Annotated in this window: 22 protein-coding genes and 1 tRNA gene; 14 read left to right on the plus strand and 9 right to left on the minus strand. The window is 58.4% G+C overall.

What is annotated here, in order from left to right:
* From ACQQCD_RS07635 to ACQQCD_RS07645, 3 genes are read right to left on the minus strand one after another with little or no spacing between them, the layout of a single operon-like run.
* Positions 1-912, minus strand: a complete 912-nt coding sequence (locus ACQQCD_RS07635) for an NUDIX hydrolase (protein WP_430267802.1) — start codon at positions 910-912, stop codon at positions 1-3.
* A gap of 22 nt (positions 913-934) precedes the next feature.
* On the minus strand, positions 935-1,462 hold the full coding sequence (locus ACQQCD_RS07640) for a RidA family protein (RefSeq protein WP_430267803.1): 528 nt from the start codon (positions 1,460-1,462) through the stop codon (positions 935-937).
* Positions 1,462-1,617, minus strand: coding sequence for a hypothetical protein (locus ACQQCD_RS07645; RefSeq protein ID WP_430267804.1), 156 nt, complete (start codon positions 1,615-1,617; stop codon positions 1,462-1,464). The genes ACQQCD_RS07640 and ACQQCD_RS07645 overlap by 1 nt, the downstream gene beginning before the upstream one ends.
* Before the next feature lie 37 nt (positions 1,618-1,654).
* Between ACQQCD_RS07645 and ACQQCD_RS07650 the strand changes: the two genes are divergently transcribed.
* From ACQQCD_RS07650 to ACQQCD_RS07675, 6 genes are all read left to right on the plus strand, one after another.
* Complete coding sequence (locus ACQQCD_RS07650) at positions 1,655-3,949, plus strand: transglycosylase domain-containing protein (protein WP_430267805.1); 2,295 nt, start codon at positions 1,655-1,657, stop codon at positions 3,947-3,949.
* Between the two features lie 2 nt (positions 3,950-3,951).
* Positions 3,952-4,905, plus strand: coding sequence for a metallophosphoesterase (locus ACQQCD_RS07655; RefSeq protein WP_430267806.1), 954 nt, complete (start codon positions 3,952-3,954; stop codon positions 4,903-4,905).
* A 151-nt stretch (positions 4,906-5,056) separates the two neighbouring features.
* Positions 5,057-6,883, plus strand: a complete 1,827-nt coding sequence (locus ACQQCD_RS07660) for an ABC transporter ATP-binding protein (RefSeq protein WP_430267807.1) — start codon at positions 5,057-5,059, stop codon at positions 6,881-6,883.
* Entirely contained in the window at positions 6,880-8,706 is a 1,827-nt protein-coding gene (locus ACQQCD_RS07665; RefSeq protein WP_430267808.1) for an ABC transporter ATP-binding protein, read from the plus strand. Before ACQQCD_RS07660 ends, ACQQCD_RS07665 begins: the two co-directional genes overlap by 4 nt.
* Before the next feature lie 111 nt (positions 8,707-8,817).
* A tRNA-Pro gene (locus ACQQCD_RS07670) sits at positions 8,818-8,894 on the plus strand.
* Between the two features lie 99 nt (positions 8,895-8,993).
* Entirely contained in the window at positions 8,994-9,350 is a 357-nt protein-coding gene (locus ACQQCD_RS07675) for a zinc ribbon domain-containing protein YjdM (RefSeq protein ID WP_430267809.1), read from the plus strand.
* Between the two features lie 85 nt (positions 9,351-9,435).
* On the opposite strand, the gene ACQQCD_RS07680 is transcribed toward ACQQCD_RS07675, so the two are convergent.
* Positions 9,436-9,669 carry a hypothetical protein gene (locus ACQQCD_RS07680; RefSeq protein ID WP_430267810.1) on the minus strand — a complete coding sequence of 78 codons (234 nt, stop codon included), beginning with the start codon at positions 9,667-9,669 and terminating at the stop codon, positions 9,436-9,438.
* A 130-nt stretch (positions 9,670-9,799) separates the two neighbouring features.
* Here ACQQCD_RS07680 and ACQQCD_RS07685 point away from each other — a divergent pair, with 130 nt between their 5' ends.
* Positions 9,800-11,062: a helix-turn-helix domain-containing protein gene (locus ACQQCD_RS07685; protein ID WP_430267811.1), complete on the plus strand. Its 1,263-nt coding sequence runs from the start codon at positions 9,800-9,802 to the stop codon at positions 11,060-11,062.
* Here ACQQCD_RS07685 and ACQQCD_RS07690 read toward each other — a convergent pair.
* The gene (locus tag ACQQCD_RS07690; RefSeq protein ID WP_430267812.1) at positions 11,059-11,967 is read right to left on the minus strand and encodes a phosphoribosylaminoimidazolesuccinocarboxamide synthase; all 909 of its coding nucleotides are present in this window, start codon (positions 11,965-11,967) and stop codon (positions 11,059-11,061) included. The two genes, ACQQCD_RS07685 and ACQQCD_RS07690, sit on opposite strands and share 4 nt — an antisense overlap.
* Before the next feature lies 1 nt (position 11,968).
* Positions 11,969-13,318, minus strand: coding sequence for a phosphoribosylamine--glycine ligase (gene purD / locus ACQQCD_RS07695; protein WP_430267958.1), 1,350 nt, complete (start codon positions 13,316-13,318; stop codon positions 11,969-11,971).
* Positions 13,319-13,407: 89 nt separating this feature from the next.
* Between purD and ACQQCD_RS07700 the strand changes: the two genes are divergently transcribed.
* The 5 genes from ACQQCD_RS07700 (at position 13,408) to ACQQCD_RS07720 (ending at position 18,087) form a co-directional block, all read left to right on the plus strand.
* Positions 13,408-14,424, plus strand: a complete 1,017-nt coding sequence (locus ACQQCD_RS07700; protein ID WP_430267813.1) for an asparaginase — start codon at positions 13,408-13,410, stop codon at positions 14,422-14,424.
* Between the two features lie 7 nt (positions 14,425-14,431).
* On the plus strand, positions 14,432-14,803 hold the full coding sequence (locus tag ACQQCD_RS07705) for a sterol carrier family protein (RefSeq protein WP_430267814.1): 372 nt from the start codon (positions 14,432-14,434) through the stop codon (positions 14,801-14,803).
* A gap of 165 nt (positions 14,804-14,968) precedes the next feature.
* Positions 14,969-15,754 (plus strand): SDR family oxidoreductase, encoded by a 786-nt coding sequence (locus tag ACQQCD_RS07710; protein ID WP_430267815.1) that lies wholly within the window; start codon positions 14,969-14,971, stop codon positions 15,752-15,754.
* A 63-nt stretch (positions 15,755-15,817) separates the two neighbouring features.
* Positions 15,818-16,888: an App1 family protein gene (locus ACQQCD_RS07715; RefSeq protein ID WP_430267816.1), complete on the plus strand. Its 1,071-nt coding sequence runs from the start codon at positions 15,818-15,820 to the stop codon at positions 16,886-16,888.
* Between the two features lie 89 nt (positions 16,889-16,977).
* Entirely contained in the window at positions 16,978-18,087 is a 1,110-nt protein-coding gene (locus ACQQCD_RS07720; RefSeq protein ID WP_430267817.1) for a DNA alkylation repair protein, read from the plus strand.
* Positions 18,088-18,109: 22 nt separating this feature from the next.
* Here ACQQCD_RS07720 and ACQQCD_RS07725 read toward each other — a convergent pair whose 3' ends face one another.
* Positions 18,110-18,649: a GNAT family N-acetyltransferase gene (locus tag ACQQCD_RS07725; RefSeq protein WP_430267818.1), complete on the minus strand. Its 540-nt coding sequence runs from the start codon at positions 18,647-18,649 to the stop codon at positions 18,110-18,112.
* Between the two features lie 57 nt (positions 18,650-18,706).
* Here ACQQCD_RS07725 and ACQQCD_RS07730 point away from each other — a divergent pair, with 57 nt between their 5' ends.
* Positions 18,707-19,348, plus strand: a complete 642-nt coding sequence (locus ACQQCD_RS07730; protein WP_430267819.1) for an NADPH-dependent F420 reductase — start codon at positions 18,707-18,709, stop codon at positions 19,346-19,348.
* 102 nt (positions 19,349-19,450) lie between these two features.
* Here ACQQCD_RS07730 and ACQQCD_RS07735 read toward each other — a convergent pair whose 3' ends face one another.
* Together ACQQCD_RS07735 and ACQQCD_RS07740 are read right to left on the minus strand one after the other, a co-directional pair.
* Positions 19,451-19,951: an SRPBCC family protein gene (locus ACQQCD_RS07735; RefSeq protein WP_430267820.1), complete on the minus strand. Its 501-nt coding sequence runs from the start codon at positions 19,949-19,951 to the stop codon at positions 19,451-19,453.
* Between the two features lie 13 nt (positions 19,952-19,964).
* Positions 19,965-20,297, minus strand: a complete 333-nt coding sequence (locus tag ACQQCD_RS07740; protein WP_430267821.1) for an ArsR/SmtB family transcription factor — start codon at positions 20,295-20,297, stop codon at positions 19,965-19,967.
* 209 nt (positions 20,298-20,506) lie between these two features.
* On the opposite strand from ACQQCD_RS07740, the gene ACQQCD_RS07745 reads away from it, so the two are divergent.
* Positions 20,507-21,430 carry a hypothetical protein gene (locus ACQQCD_RS07745; protein WP_430267822.1) on the plus strand — a complete coding sequence of 308 codons (924 nt, stop codon included), beginning with the start codon at positions 20,507-20,509 and terminating at the stop codon, positions 21,428-21,430.
* Positions 21,431-21,440 lie beyond the last annotated feature (10 nt).

Genomic DNA, 21,440 nt, shown 5'->3' on the forward strand with positions numbered 1-21,440 from the left:
CTACCGCTCGCGGTGAGGTTCGCCGGCAACAGGATGCGCGGCTTCTACCTCAAGCATCAGCACACCGTCTTCTTCCACCAAAATGGGTTGGTAGACGTGAGTTTTGCGCTTGTAGCTCAGGTACGCGATACATCCCTTGGCAGCACCGATTTTTTCCAGAATGATCTCGGCGCCGGGCACCATCAATTGCCCCAGCGTGAGGCCCACGGTATTTTCTTGGCCAATTTCATCGCCAAGTTCCGTGGAGGACCGCTCCCCCAAAATTTTTGATGCACACACCCAGCGCGCCCACACACCTTTTCCTTCTAGCAAGGAAGGCTGCTGTCCCACGGGCAGTGTGGCAGCAAAGTAGCGGGTGTTGAACCGACGGTGCGCAAAGTCTGGGCTGAGCCAATTCACCAGCGGTTTGAGCAAGTCAGTACGGACGGTCAGTCCACGCTTGTTCAGCAGCTCGGTGAAGCTCTTTTCTTGAGCGGCCACAGCCACGCGCGCCTTCATCCATTCGGCAGTGGTGTTGGCCTCCACAGTGGAGGAAGCGTCCTGACCGGCCAGTAACACGCCGGTCTCTTCAAAAAGTTCACGGATGGCCGCCAGTACGTGACGGCGCGCCAGCCCGGCGTCGTCCATTCCCATCATGTCCGCCCATTGATGCGGTGACGGGCCCGCCCAAGCAACCGGTTCCTGGTCGCCGGGTTCAAGGGAACCCCCCGGGAACGCTACAACGCCCAGAGGCGAGCCACCGGAGCGGTAACCCAGCCACGTTTCTAGGCCTTGGGCTGCATCACGCAACAACACCACGGAGGAGGCGAAGCGCGGCGCACGCGGTGTGCGTTCGCCGTGCTCTAGCCAACTCCGGGCGGCACCCTCAAGGTCGACGGGCAGTTCAAACAATCGTCTGACGATGTGGGGCACAACGGGAACCTAACAGTGTGAGTCAGCTGAATTCAGCGATGATTTCCACTTCGACGGGTGCGTCGAGGGGAAGAACGGCAACGCCGACGGCGGAGCGAGCATGTTGCCCTGCGTCGCCGAGGACTTTACCAAGGAGTTCGGAGGCACCGTTAATCACACCGGGCTGCCCGGTAAATGAAGGATCGGAGGCAACAAAGCCAACCACCTTAACAATCCGGGTAATCCGGTCCAAGTCACCGATGACACTCTTAACAGCTGCCAAGGCGTTAACAGCGGCAATCGCCGCGTAGTTTTTAGCGTCTTCTGGGGACACGGTCACTTCGACGGAGGTGCTCTCCGTGCCGGAGGACACCTTGCCCGTGGCTACCAGCTTGCCGTCAACAAAAGGCAATTGGCCTGAGGTGTAGACGTAATTGCCGGACACAACTGCCGGCACGTACGCAGCTACTGGCGCCGCCACGCCCGGGAGAGTGATTCCCAGCTCGGCAAGGCGGGCCTCCACAGCGCTTGCTGACTCTGTTGTTTCAGTGTTCTGTGCCTCAGCGGTCATCAGGCTTTCTCCCGCTTCATGTAGGCCACCAGGCCATTGCCGTCGGGTCCAGTTACTACTTGAACCAGTTCCCAACCATCGTCTCCCCATTGATCCAGGATCTGCTTGGTGGCGTGCGTAATTAGCGGAAAAGTGGCGTACTCCCATTTGCTCATGAGCACCAGAGTAGTCCTTGCCGGTAAACTCTAAAACATGGCTCAACGTAAGAACCCACTATTCGACACGGCCACCGTCCTTGGAAAGATTATTGCTTTTCTTGGAGTGAGTGCTGTTTGCGGTGTCTTGGTGGCTGGTCTACTGGTCCCTGCCGCTGCGGTGACCGGTAGTTCGGCGAGCGGTTCCATACAGTTCTTTGACACTCTGCCCAGTGAGTTGACGGTTGATCCGCCTGGCCAGGTGACTAAGATCCTGGCAGCTGACAACTCGCAGATTGCCTCCTTGTATTCGGAGAACCGGACCAAGGTAGATCTGAAGAACATGTCTCCGTTCGTTAAGAACGCGGTCATCGCTATCGAGGACAACCGCTTCTACGAGCACGGCGGTGTGGATACCACTGGTATTTTGCGTGCGTTGGTCAGCACCGCGCAAGGTAAGAAGCAGGGTGCTTCCACTATCACTCAGCAGTACGTGAACAACGTGATCAATGAGTCCCTGGTAGCTGAAGGTAAGACCGATCAAGTTCTACTCAACGGTGTGAATAAGGGTGTTGGTGACAAGCTTCGCGAGATGAAGCTGGCCATTGCGCTTGAGAAGAAAATGACCAAGGACCAGATCCTTGAGGGTTATTTGAACATTGTGTTCTTTAACAGCAACGCTTACGGCATTGAAGCCGCTTCGAAGTACTTCTTCAGCACCACCGCCAAGGACCTCACTCTTCCTCAGGCCGCCCTGCTGGCTGGTCTGGTGAACAACCCTTCTGGCTATGACCCAATCAGCAACCCGAAAAGCGCCAAAGTCCGCCGCGACTTGGTACTCGCCGCAATGTTGCGGTACGGCAAGATCGATAAAGCTGCCTACGACGCAGCTGTGAAGACTCCCGTTACCACCAAGGTGACGCAGCCTCGCCAGGGCTGCGCCTATGCTTCCCAGGCACAGTACTTCTGTGCCTATGTCCTGCACACCATCCTCAACAACCCCGCTTATGGCGCGACCCAAGAGGATCGCGTCAAGAAGGTTTACAGCGGCGGTTTGACCATCAAGACCACCCTGGACCCACGTTTGCAGTCACCGGCCCAAGCACAGGCAGACGCCATTGCCGGTAGCAACCCGGACAAGTGGGGCGCTTCGCTGATCACCGTTCAACCGGGTACCGGCAAAATCCTTTCGATGGCTCAGAACACCCGAATGCTCGCTGGCCAGAGCTCCTTTGCCACCACCTACAACTTCAATGTGGACCGCAAGGACGCCAATGGCAATGACTTGGGTGGCGCGGGTGGTTTCCAACCCGGTTCAACCATGAAGCCCGTGACGTTCTCGGCGTGGCTGAAGGAAGGCAAGGCGCTCAACACCGTGGTGCCCGCCTACAACAGGGTCTACCCGTTGGATTACCCATGGAAGACCACCTGCCAGGCGGTCACCGGAGCGTTTAATGACGCTGAAGAGTACCTTGGTGCGGCACCTACTCTGCAGAACAACGATGAAGGCTATTACCGCAACATGCCGGTGAACTATGGCCTCTACAACTCCATCAACACTGCCACGTACGCTTCGGCGGCAATGTTGGACGATTTCTGCGATATCCAACGCATGGCAGACGCTTTGAAGATGCACAATGGTGAGGGCAAGGACAAGCTGGATATGTCCACCTTGTCCAGCCTTTTGGGCCCGTACAACGTGTCCCCGCTGACCATGGCTTCAGCGTTTGCAACGTTCTCAGCCGAGGGTACCTATTGTGAGCCGATGGCAGTCACCTCTGTGACTGACGCACAAGGTAAGGCGCTCCCAGCCCAGACTCAGAACTGCCAGAAGGATGCCATTTCTCCTGATGTGGCCAAGGGCGTGAACTATGTTCTTCAGGACGTTCTCAAGCAGGGTTCGGGTTGGCAGATGCCCAAGGTTGGTGCTCCGGCTGCAGCCAAGACTGGTACTAACAACTACAACTCACAGACCTGGGTTGTCGGTTACACCAAGGGGCTTGCAACTGCCGCCTACTTCGGTGAAGCCCTTGAAGATCCGTCCCAGCGATTGGGCCGTGACGTCACCATCAACGGTAAGTTCTACCCAGTGGTGGATGGTTCTCAGATCGCCGGTGTGATGTGGGGTCAGTACATGCAACAAGTGGCTGGGCTGTACAACACCAGCGAGTTTGCTGAGCCGCCGGCCAACCTACTCTCCGCTCCGCAACCAGTCCAGCGGGACCCGGTTCCGCAGCCGACGCAGTCGTCCACTGGGGGCAGCAACTCGACTACGCCGGAGACCACTGCTCCGAGCTCGCAGCCCACAACTTCGACCACTGCTAACAACAACGGCAAGAAAAAGAACGGCTAGCAATGGCTCTGGATAACTCTGCGGTAAGCCGCGCTCGGGATATCGGGCGCGGCTTTGCCGTTGCCGCCGGAACTCTAGCCGTAGCTGGGGCTGCTACCACTGCTTACGGCGTGTGGGAAAAGAACCAATTTGGGCTGCGGGAAGAAACGCTGCCCATTTTGCCGGCAGGTTTTGGCCCGTTGCGGGTTCTGCATTTGAGCGACATTCACTTTGTGCCCGGGCAAGACAAAAAGACCCGGTGGCTCAAGGAGCTCGCACAGCTCTCCCCGGATCTTGTGGTGAATACCGGAGACAACTTAAGTCACGTACAAGCGATTGACCCGCTCCTCGATGCACTGCGGCCTCTGATGAAGTTCCCCGGAGTATTTGTTCCTGGGTCAAACGACTACTACGCCCCAGTCTTCAAGAACCCAGCCACATACTTCTTGGGCCCCTCCAAAATTCGCAAGGATCCGCAGAAACTGGACTGGGATAAGTTGCGCACCGAATTTGGGATGGCAGGTTGGATTGAGCTGACCAACCGTGCTCAGTCCGTGGTGCTGAACGGTCTGCGTTTTGATTTCTCCGGTATGGATGACCCTCACCTGAACCGTGAGCGCTTTGCTGGCTGGCCGCGTGGCACCGCTGGTCAGGACAAGAATCCGCACCTTCGCGTCGCCGTCGTTCATGCTCCGTATCAGCGAGTCTTGGACCGGTTTACTGCCGAAGGCGCAGACGTCATTTTGGCCGGCCACACGCACGGCGGCCAGATTTGTGTGCCGGGCTATGGGGCGTTGATCAGCAATTGCGATCTGCCTACGTGGCGGGCCAGCGGCCTCCACGATTGGAACGTTGAAAACAGTACGACGCCGGTCAACGTCTCCGGCGGCATCGGCACCTCACGCTACGCACCGGTGAGAATCGCGTGCCGTCCCGAGGCCGTATTGCTCACGCTGACCGAGGGGCCAGCGAAGTAATTACGTTTGGCAATAACTGACCAATCCCGCCAACGGTTCCAGAATTTAGTGAATCGTGTCACCTCGATGGCATAGGCTAGTTGCTAAAGGTAACTATCGGGGCTCTTCCTTGGTATTTACGGATTTCCGGCGGAAGAAAAAAGAAGTAGGCATGCCAGAGCAACGTTCATTTTTTAAATCAATTGGCCGCCTCTACCCACACATGAAGCCGATCATTCCCCGGCTCTTGATGGGTCTAATTTCCGCACTCCTAGCCAGCATTGTTGCCCTGGCCATCCCACAAGTGTTGCGTGTGTTGATCAACGATTCCTTGCACCCAGGCGGTTCGTCGTCGGGCGTGTGGGTTGCTGTGTGGGTCATTCTTGGGCTGGGTATTTTGGAAGCCGTGCTGGTTGCTTTGCGGCGCCAGTTTGTGATTAATCCGGCCACCACGGTGGAAACGCGGATGCGCATCTCGCTCTACAAGCACTTGCAGGACTTGACCGTTTCCTTCCACGATCGCTGGGGCTCAGGCCAGTTGCTCTCGCGAGCTATGAGTGATCTGAACTTTTTGCGCCGCTGGATGGCGTTTGGCGCGATTATGTTGGTGGTGACGTCACTGACAGTGATTATCGGCGTCATCCTGATGTTTTCCATGAGCTGGCAGCTTGCACTGATCTTTTTGGCCGCTGCCGTCCCGATTATGATTTTTGGTTTCCGCTTCCGCAAGAATTTTGGCCGCGTTGCCCGCCTGAGCCAAGACCAGGCCGGCGATCTCGCCACCACGGTTGAAGAATCTGTTCACGGTATTCGTGTGCTCAAAGCCTTTGGCCGCAGCCGCGAAGCGCTCGAGAACTTCAACGAACAAGCCGAAGGTTTACGCCAAACTGAGATTGCCAAGGCCAAGTACCTTGCCACGTTCTCGCTGGTGGTCACACTACTACCCGAGCTCGCTTTGGGTCTGGGCTTGATGGTGGGAATTTGGCTCAGCACCACGGGGCAGTTGAGCATCGGTTCGCTGGTGGCCTTCTTTGCCACAGCAGCAGTGGTGGCCTCGCCTGTGGAAGCTTGCGGCATGCTGCTGGCCATGACTCTGGCTGCCAAGAGCGCAGTTGACCGCCACTATGAAGTGATGGATTCGGTAAACACCATTACTGATCCAACAGAACCTCAAACGCCTAGCGAGTCCAAGGACGCATTGACCTTTTCCAAGGTGCGCTTCGCTTTTGAGGATGCCGTTGCTCCGGATCCAGCGGACACCAAGTTCATTTTGGATGAGATTGACCTTGAGATCCGCCCCGGCGAGACCATGGCTCTAGTGGGTGTAACGGGGTCTGGTAAGTCGACCCTGCTGCAGCTCATTCCGCGCCTTTATGACGTGACAGAAGGGTCCATCAGCATTGACGGCGTGGACCTTCGCGACTTCTCCGTGGAGCAATTGCGAACCGTGGTTGCCGTGGCTTTTGAGGACACCACTTTGTTCTCCAATTCAGTGCGGGACAACGTTCTGCTGGGCGCCCCTGAACGCACTGACGCCATCCTTAACGAGGCGCTGGATGTTGCCCAGGCCCAGTTCACCCACACACTGCCAGAGGGGGTTGATACCCTCATTGGCGAGGAGGGCTTGAGCCTCTCCGGTGGTCAACGCCAGCGTGTTGCCTTGGCCCGGGCCATCGCCGCTCAACCCAAGGTTTTGGTGCTGGATGACCCCCTCTCGGCTTTGGACGTCAACACCGAGGCCAAAGTAGAGGCACGTTTGCGTGAAGTTCTCGCGGAGACCACCACACTGATTGTGGCGCACCGCCCCTCCACCGTGGCCCTCGCGGACCGGGTAGCGCTGCTCCAGGACGGGCGGATTACGGATGTGGGTACGCACAGCGAGCTATTGGGCCGGAATGCGCACTACCGCTATGTCATTGCCAGTTTGGACGAGGAACCCAAGGATTTGGACTCTGAACTGGAAACGGAACTTGAAGAGGCCGGGGAGGCCGTGCGATGAGCGCCGCAACGTTTGGAACAGCCAATGAGGACAATTCAGATCTGAGCCGCGAGGACAGCAAAGCAGTACGACGACGGTCGCTCGCCTTATTGGGCTCGTTGATCCGTCCAGTGCGCTTACGTTTTTGGCTGACGCTGTTAATGGTGGTGGTTTCACAGGCCACTCGCGTTGCAGGCCCCGCGCTGATTGCCTTTGGGATTGACCGCGCTTTGCCCGCCTTGGTGCAGGGCGATAGTTGGCCGTTGTTTTTGGCGGGCATTGGCTACGTCTTGGCCGCAATCGCAACCGCATGGCTGACGGCTTTGTACGTCACATCCACGGCCAAACTCAGCCAGGCCATGCTCTTGGATTTGCGGGTGCGCGTTTTCCGGCACACTCAACGTTTGAGCCTTGAGTTCCATGAAAAATACACCTCGGGCCGGATTATTTCCCGCCAGACTTCAGACCTTGAAGCGCTGCGCGAATTGTTGGACTCGGGCGTCAGCTCGCTGGCCTCCGGTGTGTTGTTTATGCTCTTCACGGCCATCACGGTTTTCGCTTTGGACTGGCCCAGCGGACTGATTATGTTGGCCGCCGGTGTGCCCATGTTCTTCTTGGCTCGCTGGTATCAGAAATGGTCTCAGATTGCCTACCGCGAGTCCCGAGTGGTGTCCGCACGGTTGATTGTTCAGTTCGTGGAAACCATGACCGGAATCCGGGCTGTGAAGGCGTTCCGTAAGGAAGCTGAGAACGCACAGAAATACACCGAGGTTGCTGAGGAATACCGGAAGGTTACTGTTCGCTCGATCAATCTCAACGGTGTTCTGCAGCCTGGTTTGGTGTTGATTGGCAATGTCACAGTTGCCGTGGTTTTGCTCGCTGGCGGTTTCCGGGTGCTGGAGGGTGGAATGAGCGTTGGTGTGTTGCTCGCGCTAATCCTGTCCACTAAGCGCTTCTTCCAGCCGGTGGATCAGATGACCATGTTCTACAACTCCTTCCAGAGTGCGCAGGCTGCTTTGGAGAAGGTCTCCGGTTTATTGGAGGAAGTTCCTACGGTACGTCCGCCTAAAAATCCGGTGGCATTGAAGAACGCTCGGGGTGCTATCGACTTCCGCCAAGTGGAGTTCGGTTACGGCAATGGTCCTGTCATCATCCCCACCATGGACTTGCATATCCCGGCTGGACAGACTGTTGCTTTGGTAGGTCAGACGGGCGCCGGGAAGTCCACTCTGGCTAAATTGATTGCGCGTTTCTATGACGTCACCTCGGGGTCATTAACGCTAGACGGCGTTGAGCTGCGTGATCTGTCCGGAGAGGACTTACGCAAGGCAGTAGTGATGGTCACGCAGGAGGCTTTTCTCTTTAGCGGTTCCGTGGCTGACAACATCGCGTTGGGCCGTCCTGAGGCTACTCGTGAGGAGATTGTGGAGGCAGCCACCATTGTGGGCGCACACGAGTTCATCACGGCATTGCCGGAGGGCTACGACACTGACGTCAACAAGCGTGGTGGACGTGTCTCGGCTGGTCAGCGTCAGTTGATCAGCTTCGCCAGAGCGTTCCTAGCCAGCCCGGCCGTGCTGATTTTGGATGAGGCAACGTCTTCGCTGGACATCCCCTCGGAGCGGATGGTTCAAAACGGCTTGGCCCGACTTCTGGATGGCGTCAACGGCAAAGGCCGGACAGCCTTGATCATCGCTCACCGTTTGTCCACTGTAGAGATCGCGGACCGAGTGCTGGTGGTTCACGATGGCACAGTGGTTGAGGACGGCACACCAGCAGAGCTGATCAGCGGCGGCGGCAGGTTCGCAGCTTTGCATGGTGCGTGGAAAGACTCGCTGGTTTAGCCCCTAGGACCGGGCGCTTGGAAAGGCTCAGCCGATTTCCCAGCACGGCCTCCCATCGGCTATCCTTGTAAAGTTGCTTTTGCCGCGCATTGGCGTGGTAAATCAATGGATCGGGATGTAGCGCAGCTTGGTAGCGCGCTTCGTTCGGGACGAAGAGGTCGCAGGTTCAAATCCTGTCATCCCGACCACACAGAAAGCCCGTCAGCACTTGGAATCCAAGAACTGGCGGGCTTTTCTTATGCCTGCACTTCTTATGCCAGCGAAGAGGCACCCTCTAGAATCGGATCATGAGCGATTCACTTCCCTCCTGCCCAGAATGCGGCAGCGCCTACACCTACGAGATGGGTGCCCTGCTGGTCTGCCCCGAGTGCGCCCACGAGTGGTCACCAGCCGAGGACGCAGCTGAAGAAGTTGACGGCCCCCGCGTGATCAAAGATTCCGTAGGCAATGAACTGCACGACGGCGATACCGTCACCATTGCCAAGGACCTGAAAGTTAAGGGCTTCCCCACTTCCATCAAGGTGGGCACCAAGGTTCGCAACATCCGTCTGGTGGACGGTGTGGGCGACCACGACATCGACTGCAAAGTGGACGGCTTTGGACCTATGCAACTGAAATCCAGCGTGGTCAAAAAAGTTCTCTAGCAACTCGCCAAACCCTTTTAGCTTGTTAAATACGTGTGGCCCCTCCGCATTGCGAGGGGCCACAAGTATTTTTTCAGGAGTTTGTTTAAGCGGGATCTGGCCAGTTACCGATCGAAGTTACCGATGACCGTGCGGGGTCCGGCCAGTTGCCAATGGCTGAAATGGAAGCCCGAGCGGGATCCGGCCAGTTACCAATTGAGGTCACTGAGACGGAGGACCGTGCGGGGTCCGGCCAGTTGCCAATTGCGGACGCGGGAGCGGCCGCTGAAAAAGCCAGAGCTCCAGCGAGGACGACAGAAGCTGCAATCTTCTTGATCATTTTTTCCTCTAAACACGTGTCGGATTTGTTACAAGTTCGGCACAAACCTTGTTGACATACATTGTAAAATATTTACTACATGAGCTGTCAAGGCTCTTGTGGTGGAAATGTTCCGGTTACAGGAGGTCCCGTGGGGAATGGATTCGGCGAGAAGCTCCGAGCAGAGCGGCTCGAACGCGGATTAACGCAGGCTGAACTTGGTAAGGATCTCTACTCACCAAGCTACATCTCGCTCCTAGAAACCGGTCGGCGTGAGCCCACTGTGGAAGTCATCCAGGAACTAGCCCGCCGACTCGAACTGGCACCCAAGCAACTTGAAGCATGGAGCCAGCCCGTATCCCTCAGCGATGCCGAGTACGTTCTGGCCGGCCTCTACGCCCGTCAAGCCTGGGACCTCCGCGACTACGCTTTGGCCGCCACCCATGCCGCCAGCGCCGCTCTCATTGCACTTGAAGCCAAGAACACCAGCGCCTGGTGGAACATGAGCTACATGCAGGCGGAATGCCTGATGAAGGACGGCAAACTCGCCGAGTGCCAAGAGATTATTGAAAACCTCCTCGAACACCCCATGGCCACCGAATCAATCGGGCTTGGGGTCCGTGCCCGGCAGATGCTTGCCGCAGTGTGCCACGGACAAGGTCACCTAGCTACCGCCGTCGAACATGCAACCATTGCAGTCAACTTAGGTGTGAGCCTTCCGCAAGGTTCCACCGTCTATATCGGCTCTTTGAGGATCCTCATCGGCGCCCTCGCCGAGAGCGGCAAGCTTGAGGAAGCGTGGAAGTATTGCAAAGTCCTGGACGAACAGGTTGATGACCACGCCATGACTCAACTGGCTGGCGAAGTTGCTTGGGTCATTGGGAACGTTGCCTTTATGCGGCACGACTACATTGCCGGTGTGATGCACCATGAAAAAGCCGCCAAACTGCTCTCGCCCGCCAACGACATTGAGCTTTGGGCTCGTTTCAACAAGGCTTCTGCGGCAGTCCGCTTGTCCTCGGGCATTGTTGAGCCGGAAACACTCTCCGCGATTGAACGCGCCGAGCTGGCCTTGTCCATCGTCGGCGGCAACAAGTCAGACCAGCTGGAAGTGGACTTCATCCGGGCACGTTGGCTCTACCTCACCGGAGACGTCCCCGGCGCTCTGGACAAACTACGAGCAATCCACGCTGACCGCGATTCACTGGGACGGCACACTGCAGGGGAAGTATCGCTACTCCTAGGCAAGTCACTCAAGGCCTCCGGCGAATCCACTGCAGCGCTTGAATTCTTGCAAGAGGCTCAATCCGAGTTCACAGCAGCCGGAGCCTCAGACCGGGTTCAGCAAGCTTTGGATGCCATTTTGGAAATCCGTCTCGCTGAACGCCGGGCCGAGGCCAGCAAGTCCGCCTAAACGAACTGCTGACCGGTCAACTTCTCAAACGCTTCAACATAGCGGGCGCGGGTTCGCTCAATCACGTCAGCCGGCAATGCGGGTGGGGCCACGTCTGAGGCGCGGTCCCATCCGGATTCGGCTGAGGTCAGCCAGTCACGGACGTATTGCTTGTCGAATGACGGCTGCGCTCGTCCGGGCTCGTAATCATTAACATCCCAGAACCGTGAAGAGTCCGGGGTCAGGACCTCATCGCCCAGCGTGATCACACCTGTGCCACGGTCCATACCGAACTCCACCTTTGTGTCAGCCAGGATGATGCCACGAGTGCGGGCAATCTCCTCAGCCGTGGTGTAAATCTTCAGAGTGAGCTCACGCAAGCGCTCGGCAACGTCAGGCCCAACCGCGTCCACCACCGCATCAAAAGTGATGTTCTCGTCATGCTCACCCACCTCAGCCTTCGCTGAGGGGGTGAAAATAGCGGGCTCAAGTTTGGATCCGTCCACCAGTCCTTCCGGCAACGGCAGGCTGCATACCGTCTGTGAAACCTTGTACTCAGACAATCCTGAGCCGGTGAGGTAACCACGAGCAATGCACTCCACCGGGAACATGTCCAAGCGTTTGCAAATCATGGCCCGGCCAGCCACTTCCGCCGGTACACCATCCTCCACAGTGGAACCAAGCACGTGGTGCTCCACACCCAGCTGGTCAAACCACCACAGGCTCAGCTGCGTGAGGATACGTCCCTTGTCCGGGATCTCGCTCTCCAACACGTGGTCAAAGGCGCTGATACGGTCACTGGCAACCACCAGCACCCGGTCTTGGTCTTCGTCCTCACCAACGGGCACGTACAAGTCCCGGACTTTGCCGGAATAGACATGCTGCCAACCAGCAAGTTCCAATGTTGTGGTGTTTAACCCAGCCATGCTACGAATCCTCTTTCGTTGAGGTCGGTGATGCTGCCGATGACAGCTTGGTCACCGGCAAGGCGCCGGTGCGCGGCCCGCTGACCTTGATCTCACCACGGGCAGCTTTGGCTGCAATATCTGTGCGGAAGACGGAACCTTCCAGCTGAACCAGCTCAACGCCGTCGTACGCTTTTTCCCGCGCCTTTACAAGATCCGCGCCCAAAGCGACTACAGCCAAAACTCGGCCACCAGCCGAAACCACTTTGCCGTCCTCATTCAGCGCCGTACCGGCGTGAATCACGTGCACACCATCAATGGCTTCAACCTTTTTGAGGCCACGGATGCGGTCTCCCGTGCGTGGCGTGCCTGGGTAATTATTCGCGGCAACCACCACTGCGACGGCGGATTCCTTAGACCAGCGCAGTTCCTCCGCCTTATCCAATTCCCCCTTAGCCGCAGCCATCAAGACACCACCCAGTGGAGTTTTGAGCCGGGCCAGAACAGCTTGGGTTTCCGGGTCACCAAAACGGGCATTGAATTCAATCACCCGGGTTCCACGTGAGGTCAGAGCCAAACCACAGAACAGCACACCAATAAACGGCGTGCCGCGGCGGGCCATTTCATCCACGGTGGGCTGAGCAACCCGGTCAATAACTTCCTGGACCAACCCCTCGGGCGCCCAGTTGAGCGGCGTGTAAGCACCCATACCACCCGTATTGGGGCCTTCGTCGCCGTCGAAAATGCGTTTGAAATCCTGCGCCGGAACCAGCGGCACCGTGGTGCGGCCATCGCACAGAACAAAGAGTGAAACCTCTGGCCCGTCAAGGAATTCCTCAATCACCACGGATCCACCAGCGTCAAAGCAGGTCTGCGCGTGAGCTAGAGCCTCGTCGCGGTCCTTGGTGACCACCACGCCCTTGCCAGCTGCCAGACCGTCGTCCTTCACCACATAGGGGGCGCCAAAAGTGTCCAAAGCGTCCGCAGCTTCTTCAGCATTCACGGCAACCTTGGCCATGGCAGTGGGGACGTTAGCCTCAGCCATCACCTGCTTAGCGAAAGCCTTAGAGGCCTCCAACTGGGCTGCCTCACGGCTGGGACCGAACACCGGGATGCCCGCCTCACGCACAGCGTCGGAGACTCCGGCGGCCAGCGGAGCCTCAGGACCCACCACCACCAAATCTGCGCCCAGCTTCAACGCGAGGTTGGCTACGGCCTCCGGATTGTTGGCATCAATCGCGTGCGTTGGCACAAGCGTTGCAATGCCAGCATTACCCGGGGCCGAATGGACCTCAGAAACATTGGGGTCAGCAAGGAGGGAACGGACAATGGCGTGTTCGCGGCCGCCTGGGCCAATCACAAGAACCTTCACAATTTCCAAGGGTACTTTGTGCCCCCGGGCGCGTCCTAAGTGGTGACGGAATTGAGCCATCCCCGAAGCTGTGACCCTAGAATTGGCCTATGCCTCGAAACTCGCACGCCACCTTCACCGTGGACTCCGCTGTTGAACTTGCCGTTATTGAGCGCAGCGGCTTTATCGAGTCCCGCCACATTGGCTCCGCAGTGGTCCTTTCCGCCGACGGCCAAGTGGTCACCGAGCTGGGCGATATCCGCACACCCATTTACGCTCGGTCCACGCTCAAGCCCTTCCAAGCGATGGCCTCCATGCAGGCAGGCGTACCGTTGCGCGGCGCCCAGGTAGCGCTCGCCTGCGCGAGTCACGTTGGTTCGCTTGAGCACATGGACATTGTAGAAACCATGCTCAAAGCGGCCGGTGTCACGGAAGATGATCTGCGGTGCCCTGCCGACTGGCCGTATGATGAAGCCGCCCGGAACTGGCTCCTGCGCAGCGAAAAAGGTAAGTCCCGCTTGGCCTTCAACTGCTCCGGCAAGCATGCGGCATTCCTGTGGGCTTGCACCGAAAACGGTTGGGATAAATCCACGTACCTGGACCCCACCCACCCCCTGCAAGAGCAAATCCGCGCAGTAATTGAGGAATACACCGAAGAAGAAATCGCCCACATGGGCATTGATGGCTGTGGTGCGCCGGTTGCCGCTGTCTCTCTCACCGGCCTAGCCCGTGCGTACTCCACTTTGGCAAAAGCCCCGGGCAACAAAAACTCCAACGCCCGCGCTGCCACCATTGCCACCTCCATGCTGGATTACCCTTGGGCCATTCAGGGCACCGGCCAACCAAACACGATTGTGATGGACGAACTCGGTGTAATTGCCAAAATTGGTGCCGAAGGTGTCCTGGTGATGGCCACCGACCAAGGCGTCTCCGTGGCGGTCAAGGTGCTCGACGGCAACATCCGGGCCACCTCTCTCGTGGGGCTGACTCTCCTCGCCGCTGCTGAAGCAATTGAGGTCCCGGCCGTTGCACGTGTGCTCGAAAAAGTAGTTGATCCCATCCTCGGCGGTGGCGTCCCCGTGGGCCGGATGCGCCTCGGCTCCGCCGTCGCAGCACTCTTGGACTAGACGAGTTATGGCTGTTGCACGTCGCAGAGTAGACCAAGAACAAGGAAAAGCAGCCCTGGGCGAGTGGCGGACCGCCGCTGAGGCGAGTGCCGACGTCGGACGTTCAGTGACTGCCACGGCTGTCCGGTACACGCTCGAAGAAGTGACGGCCCGAGCGCCGGGAAATTCCGTGGAAGTCCGCGTCCCGCCCTTTGGTGTGACGCAGTGCGTGGAGGGGCCGCGGCACACGCGAGGAACCCCGCCCAACGTTATTGAGTGCGACGCCGCCACTTGGCTTGGTATGGTCACCGGCACCTTGAGCTGGGCCGACGCCGTTGCGGCCGGACGGGTTGCCGCGTCCGGATTGCGGGCCGACCTCTCCGAGCTCCTCCCGCTCTAAAGTCCCTCCTCCCCCGTTCCCATTAGCCGAGTGGGTAGATAATGTCCCTTAGGGTGCGTTCTAAAGGCCTTTATCTACCCATTCGGCGGGATGAGGCGGATGAGGCGGGTCAAGAGGGCTTGCGCGTGGGAGTGCGCGTTAGGGTGCGATGAAAGGGAGCGAGCTGTGGGTGTAGCGATCGTTGTTGGTGCAGATCGAGGAATTGGCAGGGCCATTGCACTCGCTCTGGCTGAGGCCGGACACAACATCGGTCTGACGTGGTTTTTAGACCAGGCAGGCGGCGAGCGCACGGTCCGGGACATCGAAGCCATGGGCCGCTCAGCAGTACTCCGGAAACTAGACACAGCTGAGCCGGAAAACTGCGCTGCAATGGTCGAGGAAATAGCCTCAAAGCTAGGCGGCGTGGACATTTTTGTGAACAACGCCGGGGCTGGGGACGGCAAGCCATTCTTCGAGCTCGATCTGCAAACGTGGCGGCACACCATGGACCTCAACCTCACAGGGGCGTTCGCTTCCCTACAGGCAGCGGCCCGTCTGATGGTCGAAGCCGGAAACGGCGGCAGAATCATCGCAATCACCAGCGTCCATTCCACTCAGCCCAAGGTCAACGGAGCCGCTTACGTCGCCGCAAAACACGGCTTGGACGGTCTACTCAAAGCCATGGCTCTCGAACTTTCCGGGCACAACATCACAGTCAATGCGGTGGCGCCTGGCGCCATCGCAACACCCATGTCCGGTTACCCGGGCGATGACCCCGAGCCGCCCACTGCTCCCGGAATCCCGCTGGGACGGTCCGGGCGCGCACGCGAAATTGCCGCCGTCGTAAGTTTCCTTGCCTCCCCGGGCGCAAGTTACGTCACCGGCGCTTCATGGCCGGTAGACGGTGGGATGCTGCTGATGGGTCCGGTGGCCGGGGCTCACCTGGAATCGGGCGAGTGGCGCCCAAACTAGACGCATCCTTCACACGGCGCGTGACCGCACGCCAGTAGGCGCAAGCTATGACACAGTTAGAGCATGGACAGCTTGCCGCAGGCGACAGCCGAAGAAAACTCGTGGGCACACAACCCCCTCTTCCAACTCGCCCACAGGATCTCGGACACCATCAACTCCCTTAGGCTACGGATGGCGCGTAAAAGCCACTTTGTTCCGGCCACCATCGCCTACACCGGATACGGTTCAACAACATGGGTCCGCGTTATGGCCCGCGTGCTGCTGAGCAGCAGGCCACTCCCTGGAACGCGGGCGGACCGCGAAGCGAAGGCAGGCGAACAGAACCTGCGCGGCTGGCGTGCGTTCACGAGTGTCCCCATCCCCAACCGCGATGTTGATATTGAGATCGGCGGCACCACGGTTCGGGTGAAATCGGATCGCGGCGGCATGGTGGACACGGTTGTCCCGGTGCAACTTGAGCCCGGCTGGCACAAAGTCAGCATCCGCGCATCCGGCACTGACACCGCGCACTCCCTCGTATTTGTGATTGGGGCCGAAACAGAGTTTGGGATCGTCTCTGACATTGATGACACAGTGATGATTACAGCCCTTCCCCGCCCCTTTTTGGCTTTGTGGAACACTTTTGTGCTGAGCGAGCGGGCACGTATGGCCACTCCCGGGATGTCAGTCCTGATGGACCGGCTACGCGCCGGCCACCCCCAAGCACCGATCATTTACCTCTCCACCGGTCCGTGGAACGCAGCCCCCACCTTGGCACGCTTCTTGAGCCGTAACCTGTACCCCGCCGGCCCGCTGCTGCTCACCGATTGGGGCCTCACACAGCACCGGTGGTTCCGCAGCGGCCGCGAGCACAAAATGATGAACCTCCAGCGCTTGGCCCAGGAATTTCCCGACGTTAAGTGGCTCCTGATTGGCGACAACGGCCAGCACGATGAAGAAATTTACTCCACGTTCTCCCAAGCCCACCCCGGAAATGTGGCCGCCATTGCCATCCGGCAGCTCTCGGTCAGTGAATCAGTGCTGGCGGGCGGTCACAGTGAAGACGGCGATCACAGTGGCTCCAGCGTGCCGTGGGTTTACTCCCCGGACGGCGCTGGAATGGTGAAGCAGTTGGACGGTTTAGACATCGTCTAACGGTTTTTCGTCTGGTGATTTGCGTTTCCCATTGAGGGTGACGCCCGACGGCGGTCTGACGGCTTTCGCTGGAACGGTACCCTAAGTGGATGGGCGCCATGAACGAGCTGATTAATGCCACAACCGTCGATTCGCTCGCACGGATTCTTAGGACTTCCGACGGTCCCGATTTCCCCCAACTGCTGGCAACCACGGCGGGCTTGGACCCGCTGAGCCTGCGGCAACGCACCGACCTCACCAGCGCCGCCATGGTCCGCGATCTCGAGGCTGCATACGGACCCTCCGCTTACCCTCACGTTGCCGCGTTGTTCAGGCGGGCGCTCGCTCAGCCGGATTTCACTGCTTGGATGATCTGGCCGGTGACTGAGACAGCTGTGACCCTGGCTCTGCGGGACACTGAATTCTTTGATGATTGCTTGGAACTGCTGGCCGAACTGACTGGCCGGTTGACGGCGGAGTTTGCAATTCGCCGCCTGCTTTCCGCGGATCTGGACCGGGCTTTGGGTGTCATTCAAACGTGGACCAGTCATCCGGACGAGCATGTCCGCCGCTTGGCCAGCGAAGGAACCCGGCCGTACCTTCCGTGGGCTGTCCGGGTTCCGGAAATCACCCAGCGCCCCGAAGCCACCATTCCGCTACTCACCGCCTTGCACCAGGATCCTTCCGAGTATGTGCGGCGCTCAGTGGCCAATCACCTCAACGATCTTGCCCGGCACGCGCCCGAACTGGTGGTCTCCACGGCCACCAGCTGGCGTGCAGCTGATGGAACCAGCCTGGCCACAGCTTGGGTAATCCGGCACGGTTTGCGGACGCTCATCAAAAAAGCTCACCCCGGAGCATTGACGCTGCAAGGTTTTGCCCCGGTGAACGTGCAGGTGACTGGTCCTCGCTTGGACTCCCAAAATGTTCAGTTGCCCGGCGAGTTGAGTTTCGAATTTGAAATCGTTAACGACGGCGATGCAGAGTCTCGCTTGGCGGTGGACTATGTGGTGCACTATGCCAAAGCCAACGGCAGTCAAGCGGCCAAGGTCTTTAAGCTCACTGCCGCCACACTGGCACCCGGAGAGAGCCGGACTTTCTCCAAAAAGCATGGCTTCCGGCAAATGACCACCCGGGTTCACTACTCCGGAACCCATGCACTGGAGCTACAGGTCAATGGGGTTCGGCACGGCTGGACCGAATTCCACGTGCAGGCATAAAACGTGCACGCCAGCTCATTTTTCACTCCAAAATGAGCTGGAACAATTTGTGATCCTGCCACTGGTCCGCGATTTTTAGATACTTCGGAGCCGTCCCAAAATACTCAAATCCGTTCTTGGCGAGGACCCGTTGTGAGGCCTCATTGTGCACAAGTGTCCCGGCTTGAATCCGGTGCAAGCCCATGGTCTCTTTTGCGTATTCTGCAACGGTTTTTACCGCCTGGCCCATCACCCCTTGACCGGTGAGTCCGGCATCAATCCAGTAGCCAAGATTGGCGCTCTGAAAGGGCCCACGGACGATTCCGCTCAAGTTGAGGGACCCGACGATTTCATCATCTGTGGCGAGGATCAGCGGTAGGGCGGTACCGGCGTCGTACTGGGAAAGCTTGGACACAATCTCACGTGACTGACCGCGGGGAGTGAAAAATTCCGGGGTCCGCAGCGGGTCCCATGGCGCCAGATGTTGCTGGTTGGCGGAGTATGCAGCTGCGAGCAATTCCGAATCACTGTGCTTGAGCATCCGCAGGTAGACACCGTTTGAAAGTTGAGCTGTGCCGAACATCATTCGATCCTAACGGCCGAAGGAAATATCTACAGTGTCCCCAGGGTTGTGGCCAGCATGACAACAATCGGAATTATCGGTGCAGGACACATTGGAAGCCAGATTGCTCGCAAGGCGGTTGGGCTTGGTTACACGGTGGTGATCAGCAACTCTCGTGGGCCTGAAACCCTCCAGGACTTGGTGACCGAGCTCGGCCCCAACGCAAGTGCAGCCACTCCGGCTGGGGCTGCAGCGGCGGGTGATTTCGCCGTCGTGACCGTTCCACTGAAGGCTATTGCGGAGGTTCCTGTGGAGCCGTTGTTGGGCAAGATCGTGATCGACACGAACAACTATTACTGGGAGCGCGACGGCCACATTGCCGCGCTGGATAACGGCGAAACCACCACTGCGCAGATGCTTCAGGAACACCTGCCGGAGTCCAAGGTAGTCAAGGGTTTCAATCACATCGCTGCCGCGGACATCACCACTAATGGCACCCCTGCTGGTACCGAGAACCGCCGCGCACTGGCCACTGCTAGCAAATTCCCGGAGGCCGTGGAGCTGATCACCGGCTTCTATAACGAGTTCGGATTCGACACCGTCAACATCGGCGAACTGTCCGAGAGCTGGCGTGTTGAGCGTGACCGCCCTGCATACGGGGTCCGGCAGAACGCCGCCGAGCTGGAAGCCAACCTGACCAAGGCACCGCGAACCGTCTAGGTTCTTTTTCCCGTCTCGCCGAGTGGGTAGATAACATCCCTTAGACCTTGCTCTCAGCGACGTTATCTACCCACTCGGCGGTGAATGCCATGAAGGCGAGTGCTAGGAATCTGCGGCTAGGATGGCATCGATCTGGCCCATAGCCTCGCCCATGCCTTCTTGCATTCCCATCTCAATCATTTTTTCCAGCTGCTCCGCACTCTCAAATTGAGAGCGGATGCTCATCCGGCTCCGCGCGAGCTGATCCTCGATGGATTTGATGGAGACCACCATGTGTGAGGTGCCCATTTCGGTGACGTGTGATCCGTCCTCATTGGCGAATCCGTCGTCGAGTTCTAGGCCAGTTTCTGGAGTAATCTGGGTGAATTTCCACCAGCCGTGTGCCTTAGATCCGTCCGGTCCGGTCATGTAATAGGCAACGTCGCCGCCTTCGGTGAAGTTGTATTCCGGGAAGCTGGCAGGCCACGTGGGCGGACCCCACCACTGCTCTAACTGGCGAGGGTTTTCCCAAATCTGCCAAACGCGGTCCGTGGTGGCATCAAACTCGGCAACGATCACGAGGGACAGCGCCTCGGCGTCTTTTGTGGAACTAATGACGGTCATGATGGAACCTTTCCTATGATTCGTTCAGTACTTGCGCGATCCGGTCTACTCGTTGGAGCCAGATTGCCTCGAGCTGATCGAGCAATTGCCTAGCCTGCCCAAGGCCTTCGTGATTGGCTTGCACAATCTGCTCCCTCCCGCGCTTTTCCTTGGTCACTAAGGATGCGCGTTCCAACACCGCAATGTGCTTTTGGACTGCGGCGAAACTCATGGTGTAGAGCGCGGCCAGACCGGACACCGAGTACTCCGCCGCGGACACCCTTGCCACGATGTCGCGGCGTGTGGAGTCGGCGAGCGCCTGGAACAGTCGATCCAATTCCGCTTCTGATACCTGATCTACAACCATTTGGTTGTATTTTAGAGTTTCAGTGACGACGGGTCAACCCTTTTCTTTAAGTCCGCGCCCCGGAGGGTCACCCCTCTACAATTCGCCGAGTGGGTAGATAACGTCGCTTAGACCTTGCTGAAAGCGACGTTATCTACCCACTCGGCGAAGAATTAGGGCAGGATGTTGGGGGCCGAGGCATATCCCGCCTACCCCTACTCAGGAGAATGATGAGCCGAACTGCCCGAAGCTGGCCCAAGAGCGTAGACGCAATTCTCGGCGCCCTGTGGGGGATCATTTCTGCAGGGGTTGGACTACTGCCGTGGCTGATGGCCGGGGCACGCCTGCCGCTGCAGAACCTCTGGGCCACGGAGACTATGCCCGAAGACATGCCCATCGCGCTCCTACCCGTGAGCCAGTACTCGGTCATCTTGATCCTGGCGATGTTTGTGTCCGGCGCGGTAATAGCCGCCTTGGGCGTACGGAACTTTTTTGGGGCCCGACGGCGCCCGGCAACAGCGTTTACCGTGGCCGGTTTGGCGCTGGTCCAGTTAGTGGCCGTGGTGCAGGCATTTTCAGTGGTGAGTGTGGGCCTGGCCCCGGGCAGGGCATCAACAATGTACTTGACTGGTCTTCTAGCGGCCGCAGTGATTTCGGCCGCCGTAGGACTGCTGATTTTTATGATGCTGCTTGGCAAACACCGTTGGCTTCCCACTGTTGGTTTCGCCTTAGCGGCCGTGCCTTTGGCTTCTTGGGTGGTCGAATGGATGGTTCAGTTATCACCCCGCACGATTGAAGGACCCTTTTCAACATCCATGGTGTACCGCTGGTTGCCCGCAATTTTGGTTGGCGTTTCTCTGGCTTGGTGTGGGCTTAAACCAGCAGCGCTGGCCCTCGTATGGGTGGCAAATTTGGCGTTCTTATGGGCTATCCCGGCGCTGGTGACCGCAACGCAATCAACGCTTGGCACGCGTAACCAGCTCGGAGATTTTGAAGCCATGGGCGAGATAGCAGTCGCCGTGCTCAAAGGCGCGTTGGGACCAGCCGGAGGCGCGATCTATACAGTGCTGTTGGCTCTGGGGATCGCCGTGGCCGGGTTGTTACTGCAGCGTTTTGTTCCGACCTTTAGGGGTAACACCCGGACTTCCCGCTGAGTTTCCCCGC

This window comes from Pseudarthrobacter sp. J1763 (genome assembly GCF_050490295.1).
Classification (GTDB): Bacteria; Actinomycetota; Actinomycetes; order Actinomycetales; family Micrococcaceae; genus JBNPEO01.

What these genes read in the sequence shown, in the direction of transcription:
- ACQQCD_RS07715 (WP_430267816.1), top strand. Translation starts at nt 15,818, where the DNA reads ATGGACAGCTTGCCGCAGGCGACAGCCGAAGAAAACTCGTGGGCACAC.
- ACQQCD_RS07745 (WP_430267822.1), top strand. Translation starts at nt 20,507, where the DNA reads ATGAGCCGAACTGCCCGAAGCTGGCCCAAGAGCGTAGACGCAATTCTC.
- ACQQCD_RS07650 (WP_430267805.1), top strand. Translation starts at nt 1,655, where the DNA reads ATGGCTCAACGTAAGAACCCACTATTCGACACGGCCACCGTCCTTGGA.
- ACQQCD_RS07690 (WP_430267812.1), bottom strand. Translation starts at nt 11,967, where the DNA reads ATGGCTGGGTTAAACACCACAACATTGGAACTTGCTGGTTGGCAGCAT.
- ACQQCD_RS07705 (WP_430267814.1), top strand. Translation starts at nt 14,432, where the DNA reads ATGGCTGTTGCACGTCGCAGAGTAGACCAAGAACAAGGAAAAGCAGCC.
- ACQQCD_RS07730 (WP_430267819.1), top strand. Translation starts at nt 18,707, where the DNA reads ATGACAACAATCGGAATTATCGGTGCAGGACACATTGGAAGCCAGATT.
- ACQQCD_RS07665 (WP_430267808.1), top strand. Translation starts at nt 6,880, where the DNA reads ATGAGCGCCGCAACGTTTGGAACAGCCAATGAGGACAATTCAGATCTG.
- ACQQCD_RS07735 (WP_430267820.1), bottom strand. Translation starts at nt 19,951, where the DNA reads ATGACCGTCATTAGTTCCACAAAAGACGCCGAGGCGCTGTCCCTCGTG.
- ACQQCD_RS07680 (WP_430267810.1), bottom strand. Translation starts at nt 9,669, where the DNA reads ATGATCAAGAAGATTGCAGCTTCTGTCGTCCTCGCTGGAGCTCTGGCT.
- ACQQCD_RS07640 (WP_430267803.1), bottom strand. Translation starts at nt 1,462, where the DNA reads ATGACCGCTGAGGCACAGAACACTGAAACAACAGAGTCAGCAAGCGCT.
- ACQQCD_RS07700 (WP_430267813.1), top strand. Translation starts at nt 13,408, where the DNA reads ATGCCTCGAAACTCGCACGCCACCTTCACCGTGGACTCCGCTGTTGAA.
- ACQQCD_RS07645 (WP_430267804.1), bottom strand. Translation starts at nt 1,617, where the DNA reads ATGAGCAAATGGGAGTACGCCACTTTTCCGCTAATTACGCACGCCACC.
- ACQQCD_RS07655 (WP_430267806.1), top strand. Translation starts at nt 3,952, where the DNA reads ATGGCTCTGGATAACTCTGCGGTAAGCCGCGCTCGGGATATCGGGCGC.
- ACQQCD_RS07740 (WP_430267821.1), bottom strand. Translation starts at nt 20,297, where the DNA reads ATGGTTGTAGATCAGGTATCAGAAGCGGAATTGGATCGACTGTTCCAG.
- ACQQCD_RS07660 (WP_430267807.1), top strand. Translation starts at nt 5,057, where the DNA reads ATGCCAGAGCAACGTTCATTTTTTAAATCAATTGGCCGCCTCTACCCA.
- ACQQCD_RS07675 (WP_430267809.1), top strand. Translation starts at nt 8,994, where the DNA reads ATGAGCGATTCACTTCCCTCCTGCCCAGAATGCGGCAGCGCCTACACC.
- ACQQCD_RS07725 (WP_430267818.1), bottom strand. Translation starts at nt 18,649, where the DNA reads ATGTTCGGCACAGCTCAACTTTCAAACGGTGTCTACCTGCGGATGCTC.
- ACQQCD_RS07720 (WP_430267817.1), top strand. Translation starts at nt 16,978, where the DNA reads ATGGGCGCCATGAACGAGCTGATTAATGCCACAACCGTCGATTCGCTC.